Source organism: Brevibacterium sp. HMSC24B04, assembly GCF_001806835.1.
Taxonomy (GTDB): domain Bacteria; phylum Actinomycetota; class Actinomycetes; order Actinomycetales; family Brevibacteriaceae; genus Brevibacterium; species Brevibacterium ravenspurgense.
Window position 1 is genome coordinate 1 of record NZ_KV786084.1, and the last position, 17,023, is coordinate 17,023.

The window sequence follows — 17,023 nt, forward strand, 5'->3', positions numbered from 1 at the left end:
TACAGAATTCTGTACTGGCGCCTCGTGCTTTGTGTTGGGGAGCGCTCAGTGAGCGCTCCCGGGCAGATCAGTGTGCTGCCAGGCGGTAGGTGAACAGAACGCGGGCGTTGTCGGGGCCTGCGTAGTTGTCGACGAGTTCGCTTTCAAAACCGAGCGAGGAGTGGAACGAAATCGCACCGGCGTTTTCCGGCAGGGCGGTTGCCTGCACGATGTCGGCGCCACGGTCGCGTGCGTGCTTGATGAACGCTTCGTAGAGAAGGCGGCCGATGCCCTTGTGGCGGTAGTTGTCATGGACGGCTACCAGGTGGATGAGTGAGGGCCCCTCCACCGGGATCGCGCCCAGCAGGTACCCCACGAATTCGTTCTTGTAGCGGGCGACCAGGCCAGAAGCTGCGAACTGGCGGAACCAGTGCGGAGCGTGATCGCGGGTGAGGTTGGTGTCACCCCAGAAGTCTTCAAGCGAATCTACGAGGAATTCGCGAAGCTCAAGAGCATCGACTTCGTCAAGGGGACTGATCTCAAGCCGTTCAACATCGAATTGTTCTGACATGGTTCCTCCTCGGACTCATTCGCCTAATGCCAACAGTGTACTCACCTCGCATTCTACTGGCCTGAGTGTTTGTCACAGATGCTCTTTGCGGGCGAGGTGGAGAAGGTGCGCGGGGCTCAGCGCGTGGTGCGCGAGGTCGGGATCTGCGGCGATGTGGGACGATGGGGCAATGCTGAGAATCGTCAATGTGAACGTCAACGGAATCCGCGCGGCTATGCGCAAGAACATGCAGGAGTGGGCGGACGGTCGCGGCTGCGACATCCTCACTCTGCAGGAGGTGCGCGCGCAGAACGACATCGCCTACGAAGTCATGGGACCGCTGGGTGAGCACGCCTATTCCGCCGATGCCGAGGCTAAGGGCCGTGCCGGTGTTGCGGTTGTCAGCGACGTGCCGGCTGTGGAAACCAGAATCGGCAACGGCGACAGCTACTTCGACCTGGCAGGCCGTTGGCTGGAAGCTGACTACCAGCTTGAGGATGGAAGCCTGCTGACCGTGGTTTCAGCCTATGTGCACTCCGGTGAGGTGGGCACACCCAAGCAGGACGACAAGTACCGTTTCATGGATCAGATGAAGATCCGCATGGACCAGCTGAAGAAGCACGCCGACTACGCCGTCATCACCGGGGACCTCAACGTCGGCCACACGGAGCTGGACATCAAGAACTGGAAGGGCAACGTGAAGAAGGCCGGCTTCCTGCCGGAAGAGCGGGCGTACTTCGATGAGTTCTTCGGCAGCCTTGGCTGGGTGGATGTCCACCGGAAGCTGTCTGGCGAAATGGACGGCCCGTACACGTGGTGGTCGATGCGCGGCAAGGCTTTCGACAACGACACCGGCTGGCGGATCGACTACCAGATGGCCACACCGGAACTTGCAGAAAAAGCCGTGCAGGCTCAGGTCGACAAGGCTCCGGCCTACGACCAGCGCTGGTCGGATCACGCTCCGCTCGTCATCGACTACGACCTCCCGACGCTGAAGGGCTGAGGTTGCTGAGGGGCCGGAGAAGGTCGGCTGCATGGCCGGAGTCTGCAGCTTAACTGGCTGACTCTTAGCCATTGCGCACAGAAAAGCGCCGGTGATGCGATTGTTCGCATCACCGGCGCTTTTCACGTGATTGGCCGCCTGGGGTTCAGGCGGCCAATCAGTCGGCGTCTGTCAGCAGCAGCGGGTTGTGGGGTTACGGTCCTGTTCGTCAGTCAGGTCCCGCCAGAATTCGCGTTTGCCCTTCGACCCTTCCAGCGTGCCGTGGCGGCGCAGGTAGGACTTCTGGTAGTTGATGAACGCGTTTGCCCCGCTGATTTCGCGCATGTACCAGTAGACCGCCGTGAACGGTTTTGCGGTGATGCGCAGAATGTCAGAAGCCGTTGTGCTCATGTCACTTTCCGTTCGCTGCGGCGGGGTCCTTGCCCACGCCGTGTTTTTCGTTCCAGGCCTTCCAGTCTGCCATGACTTCGCGTTCGGCCTTCGTCGGAATGAAGCCGGCCGGTGCGAACATCTTGGACTCTACGAAGGGGTCTTCTGCCGTGGTGAAGTTCTTCGTCGACAGTGCCTGGAAGGAACGGTAGATGGCCAGCACCACCACAAGGATGAACAAAACCTTAAAGAGACTTGAGTGGTCTCTGTATTGAGCCTGCTCAAAATTACGCCTGTATGTGCCCTCTGCCACGTCATTAAGAGGATTCTTAATATGTGGGACGCCTGTTTGAGAATTTCCCGCAGAGAGCGCCTGTGCTGAGCGCGCTGTCGGGTGGGGTCTCGTGGTTTCCGTTTGTAAGGCTCCCCGGGCCGCTCCCGAGGTGGAATGTCCAGGTGGCAGAATGCTGTTATGACTTCTTCTGCTCCCTCTGGGCCCCAGCGGTCCCTCACCGGAATTCAGGCGACCTCAGATTCGCTCCACCTCGGGAACTACATTGGGGCGCTCGCCCCGGTTGTGGCGCTCCAGGAGGAATACGATTCCTTCCTGTTCATCGCCAACCAGCACGCCATCACGGTGGAGCAGAACCCTGACGAACTGCGCGAGCGCACCCTGCGCACCGCCGCACAGTTCATTGCCGCCGGTGTCGACCCGGACCGTACGACCCTGTACGTGCAGTCGCAGATTCCCGCGAACTCGCAGCTGGGCTGGGTGCTGGAATGCCAGACCGGGCTGGGTGAAGCGCAGCGCATGACCCAGTTCAAAGACAAGTCGCAGAAAAACGAACACGTGTCGGTGGGCCTGCTGACCTACCCGTCGCTTATGGCTGCCGACATTCTGCTGTACCAGGCAGATGTCGTGCCGGTGGGTGAAGACCAGCGCCAGCACCTCGAACTGACCCGCAACCTCGCGCAGCGGTTCAACACCCGCTACGGACAGACCTTCACGGTGCCGGATGCTGCGATCATGAAGCAGTCGGCGAAGATCTATGACCTTCAGGATCCCAGCGCAAAGATGTCGAAATCGGCGAAGTCGCCGGCAGGATTGGTGAACCTGCTGGACGAACCGAAGGCGCTTGCCAAGAAGTTCAAGTCCGCTGTCACCGACGCGGGAACGGAAATCGCCTACGACCCCGAAAACAAGCCCGGTGTGTCGAACCTGCTGACCATTTACTCGGTGCTGGCGGATAAGCCGGTTGAGCAGATTGTTGCCGACTACGAGGGCAAAATGTACGGCCACCTCAAGGTGGATCTCGCCGAACTCGCCGTCGACGTCTTCACGCCCGTGCGGAATCGCACCAACGAACTGCTCGATGACCGTGCCCAGCTCATGGCGATTCTTGAGCAGGGACGTCAGAAGGCTGCGGCTGAAGCAGAGAAGACCCTGCGGACTGTCTACGACCGGATCGGTTTCCTCTGATGCCTCAGACGGGACCTGAATCCCGCAACGGCCGAGGTGCCGCTCGAGTCGGTCGCGGTGGCCGCGGCGGAGGTTGGGGTCAGGCCCGCGCCGGCACGGGCCACCGGCCGGTCAACCTGACCCCCGAAGCGCTGCACACTGCTGCGCGCATGGAGGACCGCTACCACGAGTGGCGGCGTGGGCGTGCGGAGAAGCGCGGTTGGAAGCCTGCGGTTGTTGCCTATGACTCCTATGGCTCCGAGACTTTCATTCGGGTGCTGGGACGCATTGTGCTCAGCCCGGAGGGCGCAGAATCGCCGAAGAAGGACAGGAACGTGCGCGGCTGGCGCAACTTTGCCGCTGTGCCCTTGTCCAATGAGGTTGCGTGGGTGCGCGTCGGGGGACAGGAGCACATGGTCACCGCTGATCGCGGTGGAATCATCGATGCTGTCATTCCCGGCAACTACAGCAGAGGCAAGGCGAAGCTGGAGATGTGGACCAGCGGTTCCGGGCTCGACACGGCCACCGCTCACATCATTGACGATGAACAGCGCTTCGGCATCATCTCGGACATTGACGACACCGTTGTGGTCACGGCGCTGCCGCGGCCGTTCCTGGCTGCGTGGAATTCATTCGTGCTCAATGAGCACGCGCGCTCGCCGGTATCGGGTATGGCTGTTCTGTATGACAGGCTGTCGTATCTGCGGCCGAACTCGCCGATCCTGTACCTGTCGACCGGAGCGTGGAACACTCAGCCTGCGCTGACCAGGTTTTTGCATCGGAATATGTATCCGTCAGGGCCTCTGCTGCTGACGGACTGGGGACCAACGCCCACGCGAGTATTCCGGTCTGGGCAGGATCATAAGCGGACGTCCCTAGAACGTTTGGCACGCGAGTTTCCGCACATCAAGTGGCTGTTGGTCGGTGACGACGGGCAGCACGACGAAGAGATCTACGGCGAATTCGTCGAAAACCACCCGGAGAATGTGGCTGCTGTTGCGATTCGCCAGCTGACGGCGGGGGAGGCTGTGTGGGCCGGCGGGCGCTCCCGGGGTACGGGGCGCGGTAAGAACATCCCCTGGTTCTACGGGGCCAACGGTGCTGAGCTGGCTGAACAGCTCGAAGCCAACGGCTTTTCTGCCCTGCCTAACTAGCAGACCGCGTCCTGCCTAGGCGCTGTCTGGCTAGGTGAGCTGAGGTCGCCCCGGCACTGCACCTCGGCACCCTGACTTCAGCCTCGACACCCGACCATCATCCTGACCTCCACCTCGACACCCGACCTCCGCCTCGTTCTGTTGGCTTAGGTGCTAACCAAAACCTCCGCCCACGCGTTAGCAACAAAAACTCCCGATAGCAGTCGTTGCTAAGGCGCAGAACCCGGCTAGAGGAAGTTTTCTTGTTGCTAAAGCGCGGATCCCGGCTAAAGGGTGTCTTGTCTGGCGGCAGAGCCTCGGCGGCTGGCCCAGCATACTCCCGCGGCAGGGGGGACTGCTGGGTAAGACAACCACGAGGCGCCACCCCATACCTTGGCACACCGGTTAGCAACAAAAACTCCCGTTAGCAGTGGTTGCTAAAGCGCAGAACCCGGCTAGAGGGAGTTTTCTTGTTGCTAAAGCGCAGATCCCGGCTAAGCGGTGTTTTCGCTATGGCTGTGGAGGCTCTGGAGGCAACACCGAAAGGGCACATAGAAAGGGGCGAGCCCTTTCGGACTCGCCCCTTCCTTAAACCTAAACCTCAGCCTCTAAGAGCTGCGGCCGGCTCACCCAATCAGAATGCGCGGGTGAGAAGTGCCTGCTTGACTTCGGCGATTGCCTTGGTCACCTCGATGCCGCGGGGGCATGCTTCGGTGCAGTTGAAGGTGGTGCGGCAGCGCCACACGCCTTCCTTGTCGTTGAGCACTTCGAGGCGCATTTCGGAGCCTTCGTCACGCGAATCGAAGATGAAGCGGTGCGCGTTGACGATTGCTGCCGGGCCGAAGTACTGGCCGTCGGTCCAGAACACCGGGCACGACGTGGTGCAGGATGCACACAGGATGCACTTGGTGGTGTCGTCGAAGCGCGCACGGTCTTCCTGCGACTGCAGGCGTTCGTGCGTCGGTTCGTGGCCCGAGGTGATGAGGAACGGCATGATCTCGCGGTACGACTGGAAGAACGGCTCCATGTCGACAATGAGGTCCTTTTCAAGGGGCAGGCCCTTGATGGCCTCAACCGTGATCGGCTTGCTGGTGTCGAGGTCCTTCAGCAGCGTCTTGCAGGCAAGACGGTTGCGGCCGTTGATGCGCATAGCGTCGGAACCGCAGACACCGTGTGCACAGGAGCGGCGGAAGGACAGCGAACCGTCCTGCTCCCACTTGATCTTGTGCAGTGCGTCAAGCACACGGTCGGTGCCGTGCATCGTGACCTGGTAGTCCTCCCAGTGCGGCTCGGAGTCCGTTTCCGGGATGAAGCGGGCGATGCGGAACGTGCACTCGAAAGTGGGGACTTCGCCGCCTTCTCCGGACACGCTCGACGGAAGGTCGATCTTCGATGCCGGTTCCGGGGTTTCGTTGTTCTCTGCCATCAGTACTTACGCTCCATGGGCTCGTAGCGGGTGACGATGACCGGCTTGGTCTCCAGGCGCATGCCGGAGATTCCTTCGGCGGTGCTGTTGGGGTCCAGGTAGGTCATCGTGTGGTGCATGAAGTTTTCGTCGTCGCGATCGGGGAAGTCCTCGCGGAAGTGTCCGCCGCGCGATTCCTTGCGGTGCAGTGCGGCAACGGCGACAGCTTCGGCCAGCTGCAGAAGGAAGCCGAGTTCAATGGCTTCGAGCAGGTCGAGGTTGTAGCGCATGCCGCGGTCGTGAATGCCGATGTTGTTGTAACGCTCACGCAGCTTGCCGATCACGTCGATGGCTTCGCGCAGGGTTTCATCGGTGCGGAACACCTGGACGTTGGCGTCCATGATCTCCTGCAGCTCAGCGCGGATGTCACCGACGAGCTCGGTGCCCTTGGAGTTGCGCATGGTTTCAACCATGTCGATCACCATGTCGGCTGCGTCGTCTGCGACTTCCTGCTGCTCGGCGGTCTTGGCGAATTCGGCGGCGTTGATGCCGGCGCGCTTGCCGAAGACGTTGATGTCGAGCAGCGAGTTGGTGCCCAGACGGTTGGAGCCGTGCACCGAAACACATGCACATTCACCGGCTGCGTACAGGCCGGGAACGATGGTGTCGTTGTCGGCGAGCACTTCACCGTCGACGGTGGTTGGGATGCCGCCCATGCCGTAGTGGGCCGTCGGGAAGACGGGGACCGGTTCGGTGTAGGGCTCGACACCCAGGTAGGTGCGGGCGAACTCGGTGATGTCCGGCAGCTTGGCGTCGATGTGTGCGGGCTCGAGGTGGGTGAGGTCCAGCAGGACGTAGTCCTTGTTGGGGCCTGCACCGCGGCCTTCGCGCACTTCGTTGGCCATGGAGCGGGCCACGATGTCACGCGGAGCGAGGTCCTTAATCGTGGGTGCGTAGCGTTCCATGAAGCGCTCACCGTCGGCGTTGCGGAGAATACCGCCTTCACCGCGGGCTGCTTCGGACAAGAGGATGCCGAGTCCTGCAAGGCCCGTGGGGTGGAACTGGAAGAATTCCATGTCTTCCAGCGGGATGCCGCGCTTGTAGGTGACAGCCAGGCCGTCACCGGTGAGCGTGTGGGCGTTCGAGGTGGTCTTGAACATCTTGCCGAAACCACCGGTTGCGAACACAACGGCCTTGGAGCGGAAGACGTGGATTTCGCCGGTGGCGAGTTCGTAGGACACAACACCCGCAACGACCTTCTTGCCGTCGACTTCGTTGATGATGACGTCGAGGACGTAGAACTCGTTGTAGAACTCAACGCCGTGCTTGACGCAGTTCTGGTAGAGGGTCTGGAGGATCATGTGGCCGGTGCGGTCTGCTGCGTAGCATGCGCGGCGGACCGGTGCCTTGCCGTGATCGCGGGTGTGGCCGCCGAAGCGGCGCTGGTCGATTTTGCCTTCCGGCGTGCGGTTGAAGGGAAGGCCCATCTTTTCGAGGTCGAGCACGGCGTCGATGGCTTCTTTTGCCATGACTTCGGCTGCGTCCTGGTCGACGAGGTAGTCGCCGCCCTTAATGGTGTCGAAGGTGTGCCATTCCCAGTTGTCCTCTTCGACGTTGGCCAGTGCGGCGCACATGCCGCCCTGTGCCGCGCCGGTGTGGGAGCGGGTGGGGTAGATCTTTGTGAGCACTGCGGTGCGTGCTCGCTGGCCGGATTCGATGGCTGCGCGCATGCCGGCGCCGCCAGCTCCGACGATCACAACGTCATAGTCATGTACCTGCATAAGGTCTCTATTCTCCTAAGCGGCGGTCAGGCCTGGCAGAAGCTCGGCAGCAGCGACGGGTCTGCGCCGGTCGGGCAGGGGCTGAAGGTGAAGATCACCAGGGTGCCGAGCACAACGACGATTGCGGAGGCCACGTAGAGGATGATCTGCAGCGTGACGTTGGTGCGCGGCTTTTCGGCGTAGTCGTTGATGATGGTGCGCATGCCGTTGGTGCCGTGGATCATGGCCAGCCACAGCATGGCGAGGTCCCAGATCTGCCAGAACGGGTTGGCCCACTTGCCGCCGACGAAGCCGAAGTCGAGGCCCTGGACGCCTTCGCCCATCCACAGGTTCACGATCAGGTGACCGAAGATCAGGATGACGAGGAATACGCCGGAGATGCGCATGAACAGCCATGCGAACAGCTCGAAGTTCGACTTGGTGGTCTTGTGGCGCTGGTATTCGGCGCGGGGCTTGGGGATAACAGGTGTTGTCATTGTGCTCAGCCTCCGAACGTGTGCATCAGCTGGCGGGGGATGAACGCAATCATCACGATCAGCCAGAGGACCATGACTGCCCAGAACAGTTTGCGCTGGTTCTTGGGGCCGCCCTTCCAGAAGTCAACGAGGACTACTCGCAGGCCGTTGAAAGCGTGGTAGGCGATTCCTGCTACCAGTCCGATTTCGGCGAACGCCATGAGAGGCGTTTTGTACGTTCCGATAACTGCGTTGTAGGCCTCGGGCGAGACGCGAACGAGAGCAGTGTCGAGCACGTGTACCAGCAGGAAGAAGAAAATGCCGACGCCGGTGACGCGGTGAGCGACCCAGGACCACATTCCTTCGTGTCCGCGGTACAGAGTGCCCGTTGACGCTTTGGCCACGGGTCATCCTCCATTTTGTGATTGCGTGTATAGCGTTTTGAATCTACGCCCGTTTCACAGTATTTTCCAATCTTCCGGTGTTCCGGTGTTGGGTTCTCTGTGCGTCGCGCGCAGGTTCTTGTCAGCTGGCCGTTCGGTCGGTCGGCTGAGGACGCCTCTATTGTCTCATGTCCGGTTTCGCCGACACTCGCCGACTCCCGGCTATTTAGGGCATGTTCTCATGCCCTATCGGGCCTTCCTGACCTGACATACGTACGAGGTGGAGCTCCGGTCCCGAACCTGCCTCCACCTCGTGAGTGAGGTAGGGGTGGGTGGACCGTGAGAGAGCTGAGCGTGTCGGACCGGTGGGTGCCGGGTGCGTGCGAGACAATCGAGCGATGCTTTCTCGTTTCCATGCTGTTATTCCGGCCGGCGGTTCCGGCACTCGGCTGTGGCCGCTGTCGCGGCAGGATCGGCCGAAGTTCTTGCTTGATGTTTTGGGCTCGGGCCGTTCGATGCTGCAGGAAACGTGGGCGCGGATTGAGGATCTCGCGGTTGTCGAGAACAGGTGGGTTGTCACGGGCCGGGCGCACGCGCAGGCCGTGCGGGAACAGCTGCCGTCGCTTGGTGAGCCGAATGTGATTGCCGAACCGTCGCCGAAGGACTCCGCGGCGGCCATCGGTTTGGCTGCAATGCTCATTCATCGGCGCGACCCAGAAGCTGTCATCGGGTCGTTTTCGGCTGACCATTCGATCACCAATCCGTGCGAGTTCCGCCGTGTTGTCGCGGAAGCCTATGCGGCTGCCGACTGTGGGGACATTGTGACGATCGGCATCACTCCGACTTTCCCGTCGACCGCCTACGGCTACATCAAAGCGGGCAAGCGTCTGGGACTGGCGGAAGCGCCGACGGCCATGCGGGCGGAAAAGTTCGTGGAAAAGCCTGCGGCCGACACCGCGCGCCGGTACACCTATTCGGGCCGCTACCGCTGGAATGCGGGCATGTTCATTGCTCGGGCGGATGCTCTTCTGGCCCAGTTCAAGGAGTTCTCGCCTGACCTGTACGCGGGACTGTCCGCAGTTGCCGACGCGTGGGGCACCGAGAACCACGAGGCGGTGCTCGCCGATGTCTGGCCGGGGCTGGAAGCCATTGCGATTGACTACGCGGTGGCTGAACCTGCTGCCGAGCAGGGCCGGGTTGTTGTGGTTCCCGGGGACTTCGGCTGGGATGACGTTGGTGATTTCGCGTCCGTAGCTCAGCTGCGTCAGCCCATTCCAGGTGAGCCGTCGAGTGTTTTTGCCGCTGGCGATGACGTGCGGCTCGTTGATGTTGATTCTTCCGGTCTTGTGTATTCGACGACGGAGCGGGCGATTGCGCTGGTCGGTGTGGAGAACATCGTGGTCGTTGACACCGACGACGCGCTGCTGGTCACCCGCCGTGCCGTGGCACAGAGGGTGAAGGAAGCGGTGAAGCGGGCGCGCGAGCTCGGCTACGACGACGTTCTGTGAAACCAGAAGTGTGACACCAGAGGCAGCCGGAAGCTGCCAGAGGCGGTCAGAAGTGTGACACCAGAAGTCACTGCGGTGCCGGCTCATTTGGGCCCGGGCGTAGAATCGCCCGGATACACATTTGAACGGAGGCACAGTGATCCAGGCGGAAGTTGCGGCATTTGCCGACGAACTGCGGGACTTTCGGCGTGATATCCACGCTCACCCAGAGCTGTCGTATCAGGAGTTCCGCACCACCGAAAAGATCGCTGAGAGGCTGACTGCCGCGGGCCTTAAGCCTCGCCTGCTGGAAGGCACGGGACTCACCGTCGATGTGGGATCCGGCCCGGTCAAGTGCGGTCTGCGCGCCGACATTGATGCTCTGCCCCTGGACGACCTGACCGACACCCCGTTCGCCTCGACCGTTCCCGGTGTTGCCCACGCCTGTGGGCACGACGTGCACCTGACCTCGCTCATGGGTGCTGCTCTCGTTCTCAATGAAATCGATCGTCGTCAGGGGCTGGGCGGAACGATCCGCTGTATTTTCCAGCCCGCCGAAGAGGTCACCCCCGGTGGTGCTCTCAAAGTCATCAATCAGGGTGTCCTGGAAGACGTCCCCGTCTGCTACGCCCTGCACTGCGACCCGGCTGTCGACGTTGGCAAGGTGGGTTCACGCATCGGTGCCATCACGGCGGCCGGTGACACCGTCATCATCCGCCTGCGCGGCCACGGTGGGCACACGTCGCGTCCGCACCTGACGGAAGACCTCGTCTACGCACTGGGCAAACTCGCCGTCGACCTGCCGGCCACCCTGCACCGACTGATCGACCCCCGCCACGCGATTTCTCTTGTGTGGGGCGCGATCGAAGCCGGCCATGCACCGAACGTCGTTCCCGGCGAAGGCCAGCTGATGGGAACGCTGCGCTGTCTTGACGTTGACGGCTGGAACCAGGTGGCTGAAGTTCTGCCGGAACTCGTGGACCGCATCGCCGGCCCCTACGGCGTCGAAGTTGAACTCGAACACCGCCGCGGAGTTCCGCCGGTGGTCAACACGGAAGACGAAGTTTCGTCAGCAGAAGCCGCCATCCGCCGTGAACTCGGCCCGACCTCGGTCCAGTTGACCCCGCAGTCGATGGGCGGGGAGGACTTTGCGTGGTACCTCACCCACGTTCCCGGTGCGCTCATTCGTCTGGGAACGCGCACCCCGGGCGGCCGTACCTACGACATTCACCAGGGTGACCTTCTCATTGACGAGGATGCACTGCCGGTTGCCGTGCGCGTCTTCACGGCGCTCGCCCTGGAGCGTCTGGGCTTCCACGGCGAACCCTGATCGGCGGTTTTCCGCCTGCTTCTGCGGGAATCGCACAGCTGACGAGGCGGAGCTCACCTGGGTGCCCGGGTTGGATTCCTGCTTGTGTCAGGGGCAGTCGTTAGACTGGCCGCGTGGATGAAAACCTGTTCCCGGTACCGGCCGGAGTGCACCCGGATGACCCGATTCTGCAGCTGCCCAAAGTCAGCCTGCACGACCACCTGGACGGCGGTCTGAGGCCAGCCACGATCATCGAACTGGCTGCCCAGTCTGACATCGAACTGCCAGCGGACGACCCCGAAAAGCTGGGGGAGTGGTTCCGCACTCAGGCTGATTCGGGAAGCCTGCCGGAATACCTCAAGACCTTCGGTGTGACGGTGGGTGTTCTGCAGACAGCGGAAGCTCTCACGCGTGCAGCGCGCGAATGGACGCTCGACCAGGTGGCAGACGGTGTGTTCTACGCGGAATGCCGTTGGGCTCCGGAACAGCACGTGACCGGCGAACTCACCATGGACGACGCCGTGGCCGCGGTTGAAAAGGGCATGGAAGAAGGCGTGGCCATTGCAGCCCAGGAGGGCCGCACCATCATGACCGCGCAGATTCTGACCGCCATGCGCCAGAACGACAATTCGCTCGCGGTTGCTGAACTTGCGCTGCGTCACCGTGACAACGGGGTTGTCGGCTTTGATCTGGCTGGTCCGGAAGACGGCTACCCGGCTTCGGCACACAAGGCAGCACTTGATCTGCTGCGCGGTGAACTGTTCCCCACCACTCTGCACGCCGGTGAAGACGGTGGTCTGAGCAGCATGATGGATGCGATTGCTGCCTGCGGTGCTGTTCGCATCGGCCACGGTGTCGACATCGTGCAGGACATGCAGATCACTGACGGCGCCGGCGAAATCGGCCGTCTTGCCGCGTGGGTTCTCGACCGCCAGATTCCGCTGGAAGTGTGCCCGTCCTCGAACATTCAGACCGGAGCTGCCCGGTCGATCGAATCCCATCCCATTACGGGTCTGAAGGACCTGGGCTTCAACGTCACGGTCAACCCGGACAACAGGCTCATGTCGCAGACCTCGGTGACGCGCGAAATGCGACTGCTCGTAGAACACGCGGGCTGGGACATCATCGACCTTGAAATCGCGACCGCCGCAGCTCTGCGTGCCGCGTTCATCCCGCTGGACGTGCGCGATCGCCTGCTGGAGGAAATCGTGATGCCCGGCTTCGAACGGATCGATCTGTGAGCCGTCCCGGAAATTCTGACCGGCCCGGTGGAGCCGGTCGCCCAGGTGGCTGGCGCCGTGAAGAACGGGAGCGGCGCAAGCGCGGCGAACCATCAGCAATCCAACCGGAACAGCGGCCGGAAGTGGACCTTCCGCGTCGTCCGCTCAGCCTGGTGGGTGCGGTTGTCACTATGAGCATCCAAGGGGTCGCGCTGCTCGTTGCCGCCGGCATCTACGTGTACACCGGTCTGACGGGAGCGGGCAGCAGCCTGGGATCGCTTGTCGGCCTTGCGCTCATGTTCCTGCTGATGTCTGCATCCATGTTCGGCATAGCCAATGGCCTGTGGAAATACCGCCGGTGGGCTCGTCCGGCAGCAGTTGCGTGGAACGTTCTGCTGCTGTTCTTCGCCTGGTCTGTTCGGCCCGGTGTTTTCACCGAAAGCGGAGACTACATGTTCTGGGGGCCGCTGATCCTCGGAATTGAAATGCTGGTGCTGATGTTCCTGCCGGCGACCCTGCGAGCCTATGACGAAGGTCTGCGCAGGCAGGACGAAGCCGCGCAGCGCGGCGCTGAATAACCTGGCGCTGAATGAGGGTTTGGGCGAAGAGCGCTGAAGCCCCAGCTGCCAGGAACGTTTAAGAGTCAGCCGCCCTGCACGTAGTCGCCGCAGGCGGTGGCGAGCCCGTCTCCTTCAAAATCGCCTCCGGTGTCGCGCAGATTGCGTCCCGCGTCCTGGATTGCCCACCAGACTTCTGGTGAAGACAGCCATTCTTTGCGCAGGTCATCCCGCGCATCGGGGTCTTGAGCCAGTTTGTCGGCGGCGCCGCCGATCGTGTCCTGGGCGTTCTCTGCTGTGCAGCGCTCTTCGGAAGTGGGGCCGTCGGGTACGAGTTCGTCTTTCGCATCCGGGGACTCCAGTGTGAGCGCGTAGTCGCCGTCGCCTTTCTCTTCAACCGTGAAAGTGCCGGTGATCAGTGCGAATGTGCCGTTGGCATCGACGGTGGATTTCGGTGCTGTGACTTTCACGCTGTCCTGTGCGCTGGGGCTCAGGGTGACGGAATCATCGCCGCCGGGTTCGTCAGCGGTCTGCATCCACGCCCACAGGTAGATGGGGTCTCCCGAATCAGCTGCCTCTGCGAGGCTCTGCCACAGGGGGTCTTCGTTCTTAGGCCCGCCGGGGCTGACGTCGACAAACTGGCTGCCGTCCGCGTTGTCATCAGTGCCTTCTTCGGTTTGCTCAGTGGCGCTTGGGGCAGTCGATGCTCCCTCTACGGGGCGTTCACTGTCGACGACAGTGCATCCGACCAGGCTGAATGCGGCAACGGCACCAAATGCGAGTAGGCGCTTCACGATGGCCTCCCAGGAAGACGGCAGTTCTCGGTTGATTCTACGTGGCGTGCGTCTCAGGCGCGCAGCGTGCGGCTGGGTCTTGCGGCTCAGTCCTGTGAGTCAGTCTTCGGAGTCGCGCATGATCTGCAGGTCAAAGGACGCGGACATGGTGCGCAGCAGGTCAGCCAGACGGCGAGTCTGCGTGCCGGTCATGCTGCTCATGAGTTCGTGTTCGCGTTCCAAGAAGTCCAGCATCGCTCCATCGACCTTGGCGAGCCCGTCCTCGGTCAGCTGCACTCTGACACCTCGGCGGTCTCCAGGATCGGGACTGCGGGTGACGAGACCGGCTGACACCAGCCGGTCAATCCGGTTGGTCATGGTGCCGGAGGTGACCATCATCTGCTCCGTCAGCTTTGACGGGGACAGCTGATAGGGAGCGCCGGCACGGCGCAGGGCAGACAGGACGTCGAAGGACCACACGTCAAGACCGTGCGAGGCAAAGATGTCTTTGCGTGCCCGATCAAGCAGCTTTGCCAGTCGGCTGACGCGGGACACAACCTCCATGGGGGCAACATCGAGGTCGGGCCGTTCACGCTGCCATTCGCTGACAATCCGGTCGACTTCGTCCATGGCTCCATAATAGTTCGATCTCGAGATACTCAACAACGAGCTAAATGAGCTGGAACACCTTCCCGGCCCTGTTTTCCTGGGAAAACCCAAAGTTTCGGACGTTGTTTACGTCCTGGATGTCCTTAAGCGCATCAGTGTTTTAAGGTGGGAAGCGTTGACAAGCTGCAAGATTGTCTGAACCCCGTGCCGGGTCATGAGGCTCGGCAGAATCAACAGAAGGACTACACGTGGATCTTTTCGAGTATCAGGCCCGTGACCTCTTCGAGGAGTACGGCGTTCCCGTGCTGCGCGCCGAAGTTGCGCAGACTCCAGAAGAAGCTCGGGCCGCAGCCGAAAAACTCGGCGGCGGAACGGTTGTCGTCAAATCACAGGTCAAGGTCGGCGGCCGCGGTAAGGCCGGCGGTGTGAAGCTCGCCAAAAACCCTGACGAAGCCGCAGCCCGCGCCGAGGAAATCCTCGGACTCGACATCAAGGGCCACATCACCAAGCGCGTCATGGTTGCCGAAGGCGCAGACATCGCAGAAGAGTACTACTTCTCGGTTCTGCTCGACCGCGCTAACCGCACCTACCTTGCTATGTGCAGCAAGGAAGGCGGCATGGACATTGAAACGCTGGCTGAAGAGCGCCCCGAAGCGCTCGCCAAGGTCGAAGTCAGCCCGCTGACGGGCATTGACGACGCCACCGCGCAGAAGATCGTCGATGAAGCAGGGTTCGACGCTGAAACCGGTGCGAAGATCGTTCCCGTCCTCAAGAGCCTGTGGAAGGTCTACAAGGACGAAGACGCAAGCCTCGTTGAGGTCAACCCGCTGGTCAAGACCGGCGACGGCAAGATCGTTGCCCTCGACGGCAAGATGACGCTTGACGACAACGCTGAGTTCCGCAACGAAAACCTCGCGAAGCTCGAAGACGAAGACGCTGAGGACCCCCTGGAGCGCAAGGCAAAGGGCATGGGGCTGAACTACGTCAAGCTCGACGGTGAAGTGGGCATCATCGGCAACGGTGCTGGCCTCGTCATGTCGACCCTCGACGTTGTGGCCTACGCCGGTGAAAACCACGGCAACGTGAAGCCGGCGAACTTCCTCGACATCGGCGGTGGCGCCTCGGCAGAGGTCATGGCCAACGGTCTGGACGTCATCCTCGGTGACGAACAGGTCAAGTCGGTCTTCGTCAACGTTTTCGGCGGCATCACGGCGTGCGACGCTGTGGCAAACGGCATTGTGAAGGCGCTGGAGATCCTCGGCGATTCCGCGACGAAGCCGCTGGTCGTCCGTCTGGACGGCAACAACGTCGAAGAGGGTCGTCGGATCCTCGAAGAGGCCAACAACTCGCTGGTCACCGTCGTCGACACGATGGACGGCGGCGCTGACAAGGCCGCTGAACTCGCCAACAACGCCTGATCGCCCGAAAGGACTTTCTTCATGTCGATTTTCCTAAACCAGGACTCCAAGATCATCGTCCAGGGCATCACCGGCGGCGAAGGCACCAAGCACACCGCCCGTATGCTCGCTGCAGGTTCGAACGTGGTCGGCGGTGTCAACGCTCGCAAGGCCGGGCAGACCGTCAGCCACAAGGACGCTGACGGCAACGACGTCGAACTGCCCGTGTGGGGCTCCGTCGGCGAAGCCATGGAAGCATCCGGCGCGAACGTTTCAGTTGCATTCGTTCCGCCGGCGTTCTCCAAGGACGCCGCAATTGAGGCCATCGACGCAGGCATCGGCCTGCTGGTCATCATCACTGAAGGCATCCCCGCACAGGACGCCGCCGAAATCTGGGCCTACGCCACTGAAAAGGGCAACAAGACCCGTATCATCGGCCCCAACTGCCCCGGCATCATCTCGCCCGGACAGTCGCTGGCCGGCATCATCCCGGCGAACATCACCGACGCCGGCCCCATCGGCCTGGTGTCGAAGTCGGGCACGCTGACCTACCAGATGATGTACGAACTGCGTGACTTCGGCTTCACCACCTGCATCGGCATCGGCGGTGACCCGATCATCGGCACCACCCACATCGATGCTCTCGAAGCATTCGAGAACGACCCCGACACCAAGGCGATCGTCATGATCGGCGAAATCGGCGGTGACGCTGAAGAACGTGCTGCTGAGTACATCAAGGAGCACGTCACCAAGCCGGTTGTCGGCTACATTGCCGGCTTCACCGCACCGGAAGGCAAGACCATGGGCCACGCTGGTGCCATCGTCTCCGGTTCTTCCGGTACGGCTGCCGCTAAGGCTGAAGCTCTCGAAGCTGCTGGCGTGAAGGTCGGCAAGACCCCGACCCAGACCGCTGAATACATGCAGGAGATCATGAAGTCGCTGTGATGCGGCGACTGCGGGCGGTTGAGTGAACCGTCCGGGCGCTCAAGCTAGAAGCGTTGGGTGCTATTGACTGCAGAAACGGCTGTGGCCGAGTGGGAAACCACTCGGCCACAGCCGTTTTGTTGGGTTTTCTTCTCTGTTCTGCAGATTAGGGCTGGCGGGATGAGGTGCCTGGGTGGGCTGGGCGCCTTCTTTAGCTGGGGCACACCGGT

Annotated in this window: 18 protein-coding genes; 9 read left to right on the forward strand and 9 right to left on the reverse strand. The window is 61.8% G+C overall.

The annotated features are described in order from the left end of the window. Positions 1-67 precede the first annotated feature (67 nt). Entirely contained in the window at positions 68-550 is a 483-nt protein-coding gene (locus HMPREF3092_RS04470; protein ID WP_061941380.1) for a GNAT family N-acetyltransferase, read from the reverse strand. 169 nt (positions 551-719) lie between these two features. Between HMPREF3092_RS04470 and HMPREF3092_RS04475 the strand changes: the two genes are divergently transcribed. Further along, entirely contained in the window at positions 720-1,532 is an 813-nt protein-coding gene (locus tag HMPREF3092_RS04475) for an exodeoxyribonuclease III (RefSeq protein ID WP_101671898.1), read from the forward strand. 171 nt (positions 1,533-1,703) lie between these two features. Here HMPREF3092_RS04475 and HMPREF3092_RS04480 read toward each other — a convergent pair whose 3' ends face one another. Both HMPREF3092_RS04480 and HMPREF3092_RS04485 read right to left on the reverse strand, forming a co-directional pair. Continuing rightward, positions 1,704-1,922 (reverse strand): CstA-like transporter-associated (seleno)protein, encoded by a 219-nt coding sequence (locus HMPREF3092_RS04480; RefSeq protein ID WP_070423982.1) that lies wholly within the window; start codon positions 1,920-1,922, stop codon positions 1,704-1,706. 1 nt (position 1,923) lies between these two features. Further along, entirely contained in the window at positions 1,924-2,142 is a 219-nt protein-coding gene (locus HMPREF3092_RS04485; RefSeq protein WP_019174671.1) for a hypothetical protein, read from the reverse strand. A gap of 231 nt (positions 2,143-2,373) precedes the next feature. Between HMPREF3092_RS04485 and trpS the strand changes: the two genes are divergently transcribed. Together trpS and HMPREF3092_RS04495 are read left to right on the forward strand one after the other, a co-directional pair. Further along, positions 2,374-3,381: a tryptophan--tRNA ligase gene (trpS, locus tag HMPREF3092_RS04490; protein WP_070423983.1), complete on the forward strand. Its 1,008-nt coding sequence runs from the start codon at positions 2,374-2,376 to the stop codon at positions 3,379-3,381. After that, on the forward strand, positions 3,381-4,514 hold the full coding sequence (locus tag HMPREF3092_RS04495) for an App1 family protein (RefSeq protein ID WP_176745691.1): 1,134 nt from the start codon (positions 3,381-3,383) through the stop codon (positions 4,512-4,514). Before trpS ends, HMPREF3092_RS04495 begins: the two co-directional genes overlap by 1 nt. Before the next feature lie 613 nt (positions 4,515-5,127). On the opposite strand, the gene HMPREF3092_RS04500 is transcribed toward HMPREF3092_RS04495, so the two are convergent. The 4 genes from HMPREF3092_RS04500 to sdhC are packed head-to-tail and all read right to left on the reverse strand — an operon-like array spanning position 5,128 to position 8,538. After that, positions 5,128-5,919: a succinate dehydrogenase iron-sulfur subunit gene (locus HMPREF3092_RS04500; protein ID WP_019174676.1), complete on the reverse strand. Its 792-nt coding sequence runs from the start codon at positions 5,917-5,919 to the stop codon at positions 5,128-5,130. Next, positions 5,919-7,679: a succinate dehydrogenase flavoprotein subunit gene (sdhA, locus tag HMPREF3092_RS04505; RefSeq protein WP_019174677.1), complete on the reverse strand. Its 1,761-nt coding sequence runs from the start codon at positions 7,677-7,679 to the stop codon at positions 5,919-5,921. Before sdhA ends, HMPREF3092_RS04500 begins: the two co-directional genes overlap by 1 nt. A gap of 26 nt (positions 7,680-7,705) precedes the next feature. After that, complete coding sequence (locus HMPREF3092_RS04510) at positions 7,706-8,155, reverse strand: succinate dehydrogenase hydrophobic membrane anchor subunit (RefSeq protein ID WP_070423984.1); 450 nt, start codon at positions 8,153-8,155, stop codon at positions 7,706-7,708. 5 nt (positions 8,156-8,160) lie between these two features. Next, a complete protein-coding gene (gene sdhC, locus HMPREF3092_RS04515; protein WP_082784656.1) occupies positions 8,161-8,538 on the reverse strand; it encodes a succinate dehydrogenase, cytochrome b556 subunit in 378 nt (125 codons plus the stop codon). A 377-nt stretch (positions 8,539-8,915) separates the two neighbouring features. Between sdhC and HMPREF3092_RS04520 the strand changes: the two genes are divergently transcribed. The 4 genes from HMPREF3092_RS04520 (at position 8,916) to HMPREF3092_RS04535 (ending at position 13,111) form a co-directional block, all read left to right on the forward strand. After that, a complete protein-coding gene (locus HMPREF3092_RS04520) occupies positions 8,916-10,025 on the forward strand; it encodes a mannose-1-phosphate guanylyltransferase (RefSeq protein WP_061941368.1) in 1,110 nt (369 codons plus the stop codon). Positions 10,026-10,161: 136 nt separating this feature from the next. Next, positions 10,162-11,334, forward strand: a complete 1,173-nt coding sequence (locus HMPREF3092_RS04525) for an amidohydrolase (protein ID WP_061941366.1) — start codon at positions 10,162-10,164, stop codon at positions 11,332-11,334. A 113-nt stretch (positions 11,335-11,447) separates the two neighbouring features. Beyond that, positions 11,448-12,554, forward strand: coding sequence for an adenosine deaminase (locus HMPREF3092_RS04530; RefSeq protein WP_070423985.1), 1,107 nt, complete (start codon positions 11,448-11,450; stop codon positions 12,552-12,554). Further along, the gene (locus HMPREF3092_RS04535; RefSeq protein WP_070423986.1) at positions 12,551-13,111 is read left to right on the forward strand and encodes a hypothetical protein; all 561 of its coding nucleotides are present in this window, start codon (positions 12,551-12,553) and stop codon (positions 13,109-13,111) included. The genes HMPREF3092_RS04530 and HMPREF3092_RS04535 overlap by 4 nt, the downstream gene beginning before the upstream one ends. Positions 13,112-13,176: 65 nt before the next feature. On the opposite strand, the gene HMPREF3092_RS04540 is transcribed toward HMPREF3092_RS04535, so the two are convergent. Both HMPREF3092_RS04540 and HMPREF3092_RS04545 read right to left on the reverse strand, forming a co-directional pair. Then, positions 13,177-13,884, reverse strand: a complete 708-nt coding sequence (locus HMPREF3092_RS04540) for a hypothetical protein (RefSeq protein ID WP_062022211.1) — start codon at positions 13,882-13,884, stop codon at positions 13,177-13,179. Positions 13,885-13,983: 99 nt separating this feature from the next. Next, positions 13,984-14,493, reverse strand: a complete 510-nt coding sequence (locus HMPREF3092_RS04545) for a MarR family winged helix-turn-helix transcriptional regulator (RefSeq protein WP_070423987.1) — start codon at positions 14,491-14,493, stop codon at positions 13,984-13,986. Between the two features lie 227 nt (positions 14,494-14,720). On the opposite strand from HMPREF3092_RS04545, the gene sucC reads away from it, so the two are divergent. Further along, on the forward strand, positions 14,721-15,890 hold the full coding sequence (gene sucC / locus HMPREF3092_RS04550) for an ADP-forming succinate--CoA ligase subunit beta (protein ID WP_070423988.1): 1,170 nt from the start codon (positions 14,721-14,723) through the stop codon (positions 15,888-15,890). A 21-nt stretch (positions 15,891-15,911) separates the two neighbouring features. After that, the gene (gene sucD, locus HMPREF3092_RS04555) at positions 15,912-16,814 is read left to right on the forward strand and encodes a succinate--CoA ligase subunit alpha (protein ID WP_061941355.1); all 903 of its coding nucleotides are present in this window, start codon (positions 15,912-15,914) and stop codon (positions 16,812-16,814) included. Positions 16,815-17,023: the final 209 nt, after the last annotated feature.

Coding starts and splice junctions, on each gene's coding strand:
- HMPREF3092_RS04545 (WP_070423987.1), bottom strand. CDS start 14,493: ATGGACGAAGTCGACCGGATTGTCAGCGAATGGCAGCGTGAACGGCCC.
- HMPREF3092_RS04500 (WP_019174676.1), bottom strand. CDS start 5,919: ATGGCAGAGAACAACGAAACCCCGGAACCGGCATCGAAGATCGACCTT.
- HMPREF3092_RS04495 (WP_176745691.1), top strand. CDS start 3,381: ATGCCTCAGACGGGACCTGAATCCCGCAACGGCCGAGGTGCCGCTCGA.
- HMPREF3092_RS04510 (WP_070423984.1), bottom strand. CDS start 8,155: ATGACAACACCTGTTATCCCCAAGCCCCGCGCCGAATACCAGCGCCAC.
- sdhA (WP_019174677.1), bottom strand. CDS start 7,679: ATGCAGGTACATGACTATGACGTTGTGATCGTCGGAGCTGGCGGCGCC.
- HMPREF3092_RS04475 (WP_101671898.1), top strand. CDS start 720: ATGCTGAGAATCGTCAATGTGAACGTCAACGGAATCCGCGCGGCTATG.
- HMPREF3092_RS04480 (WP_070423982.1), bottom strand. CDS start 1,922: ATGAGCACAACGGCTTCTGACATTCTGCGCATCACCGCAAAACCGTTC.
- trpS (WP_070423983.1), top strand. CDS start 2,374: ATGACTTCTTCTGCTCCCTCTGGGCCCCAGCGGTCCCTCACCGGAATT.
- HMPREF3092_RS04520 (WP_061941368.1), top strand. CDS start 8,916: ATGCTTTCTCGTTTCCATGCTGTTATTCCGGCCGGCGGTTCCGGCACT.
- HMPREF3092_RS04470 (WP_061941380.1), bottom strand. CDS start 550: ATGTCAGAACAATTCGATGTTGAACGGCTTGAGATCAGTCCCCTTGAC.
- sucD (WP_061941355.1), top strand. CDS start 15,912: ATGTCGATTTTCCTAAACCAGGACTCCAAGATCATCGTCCAGGGCATC.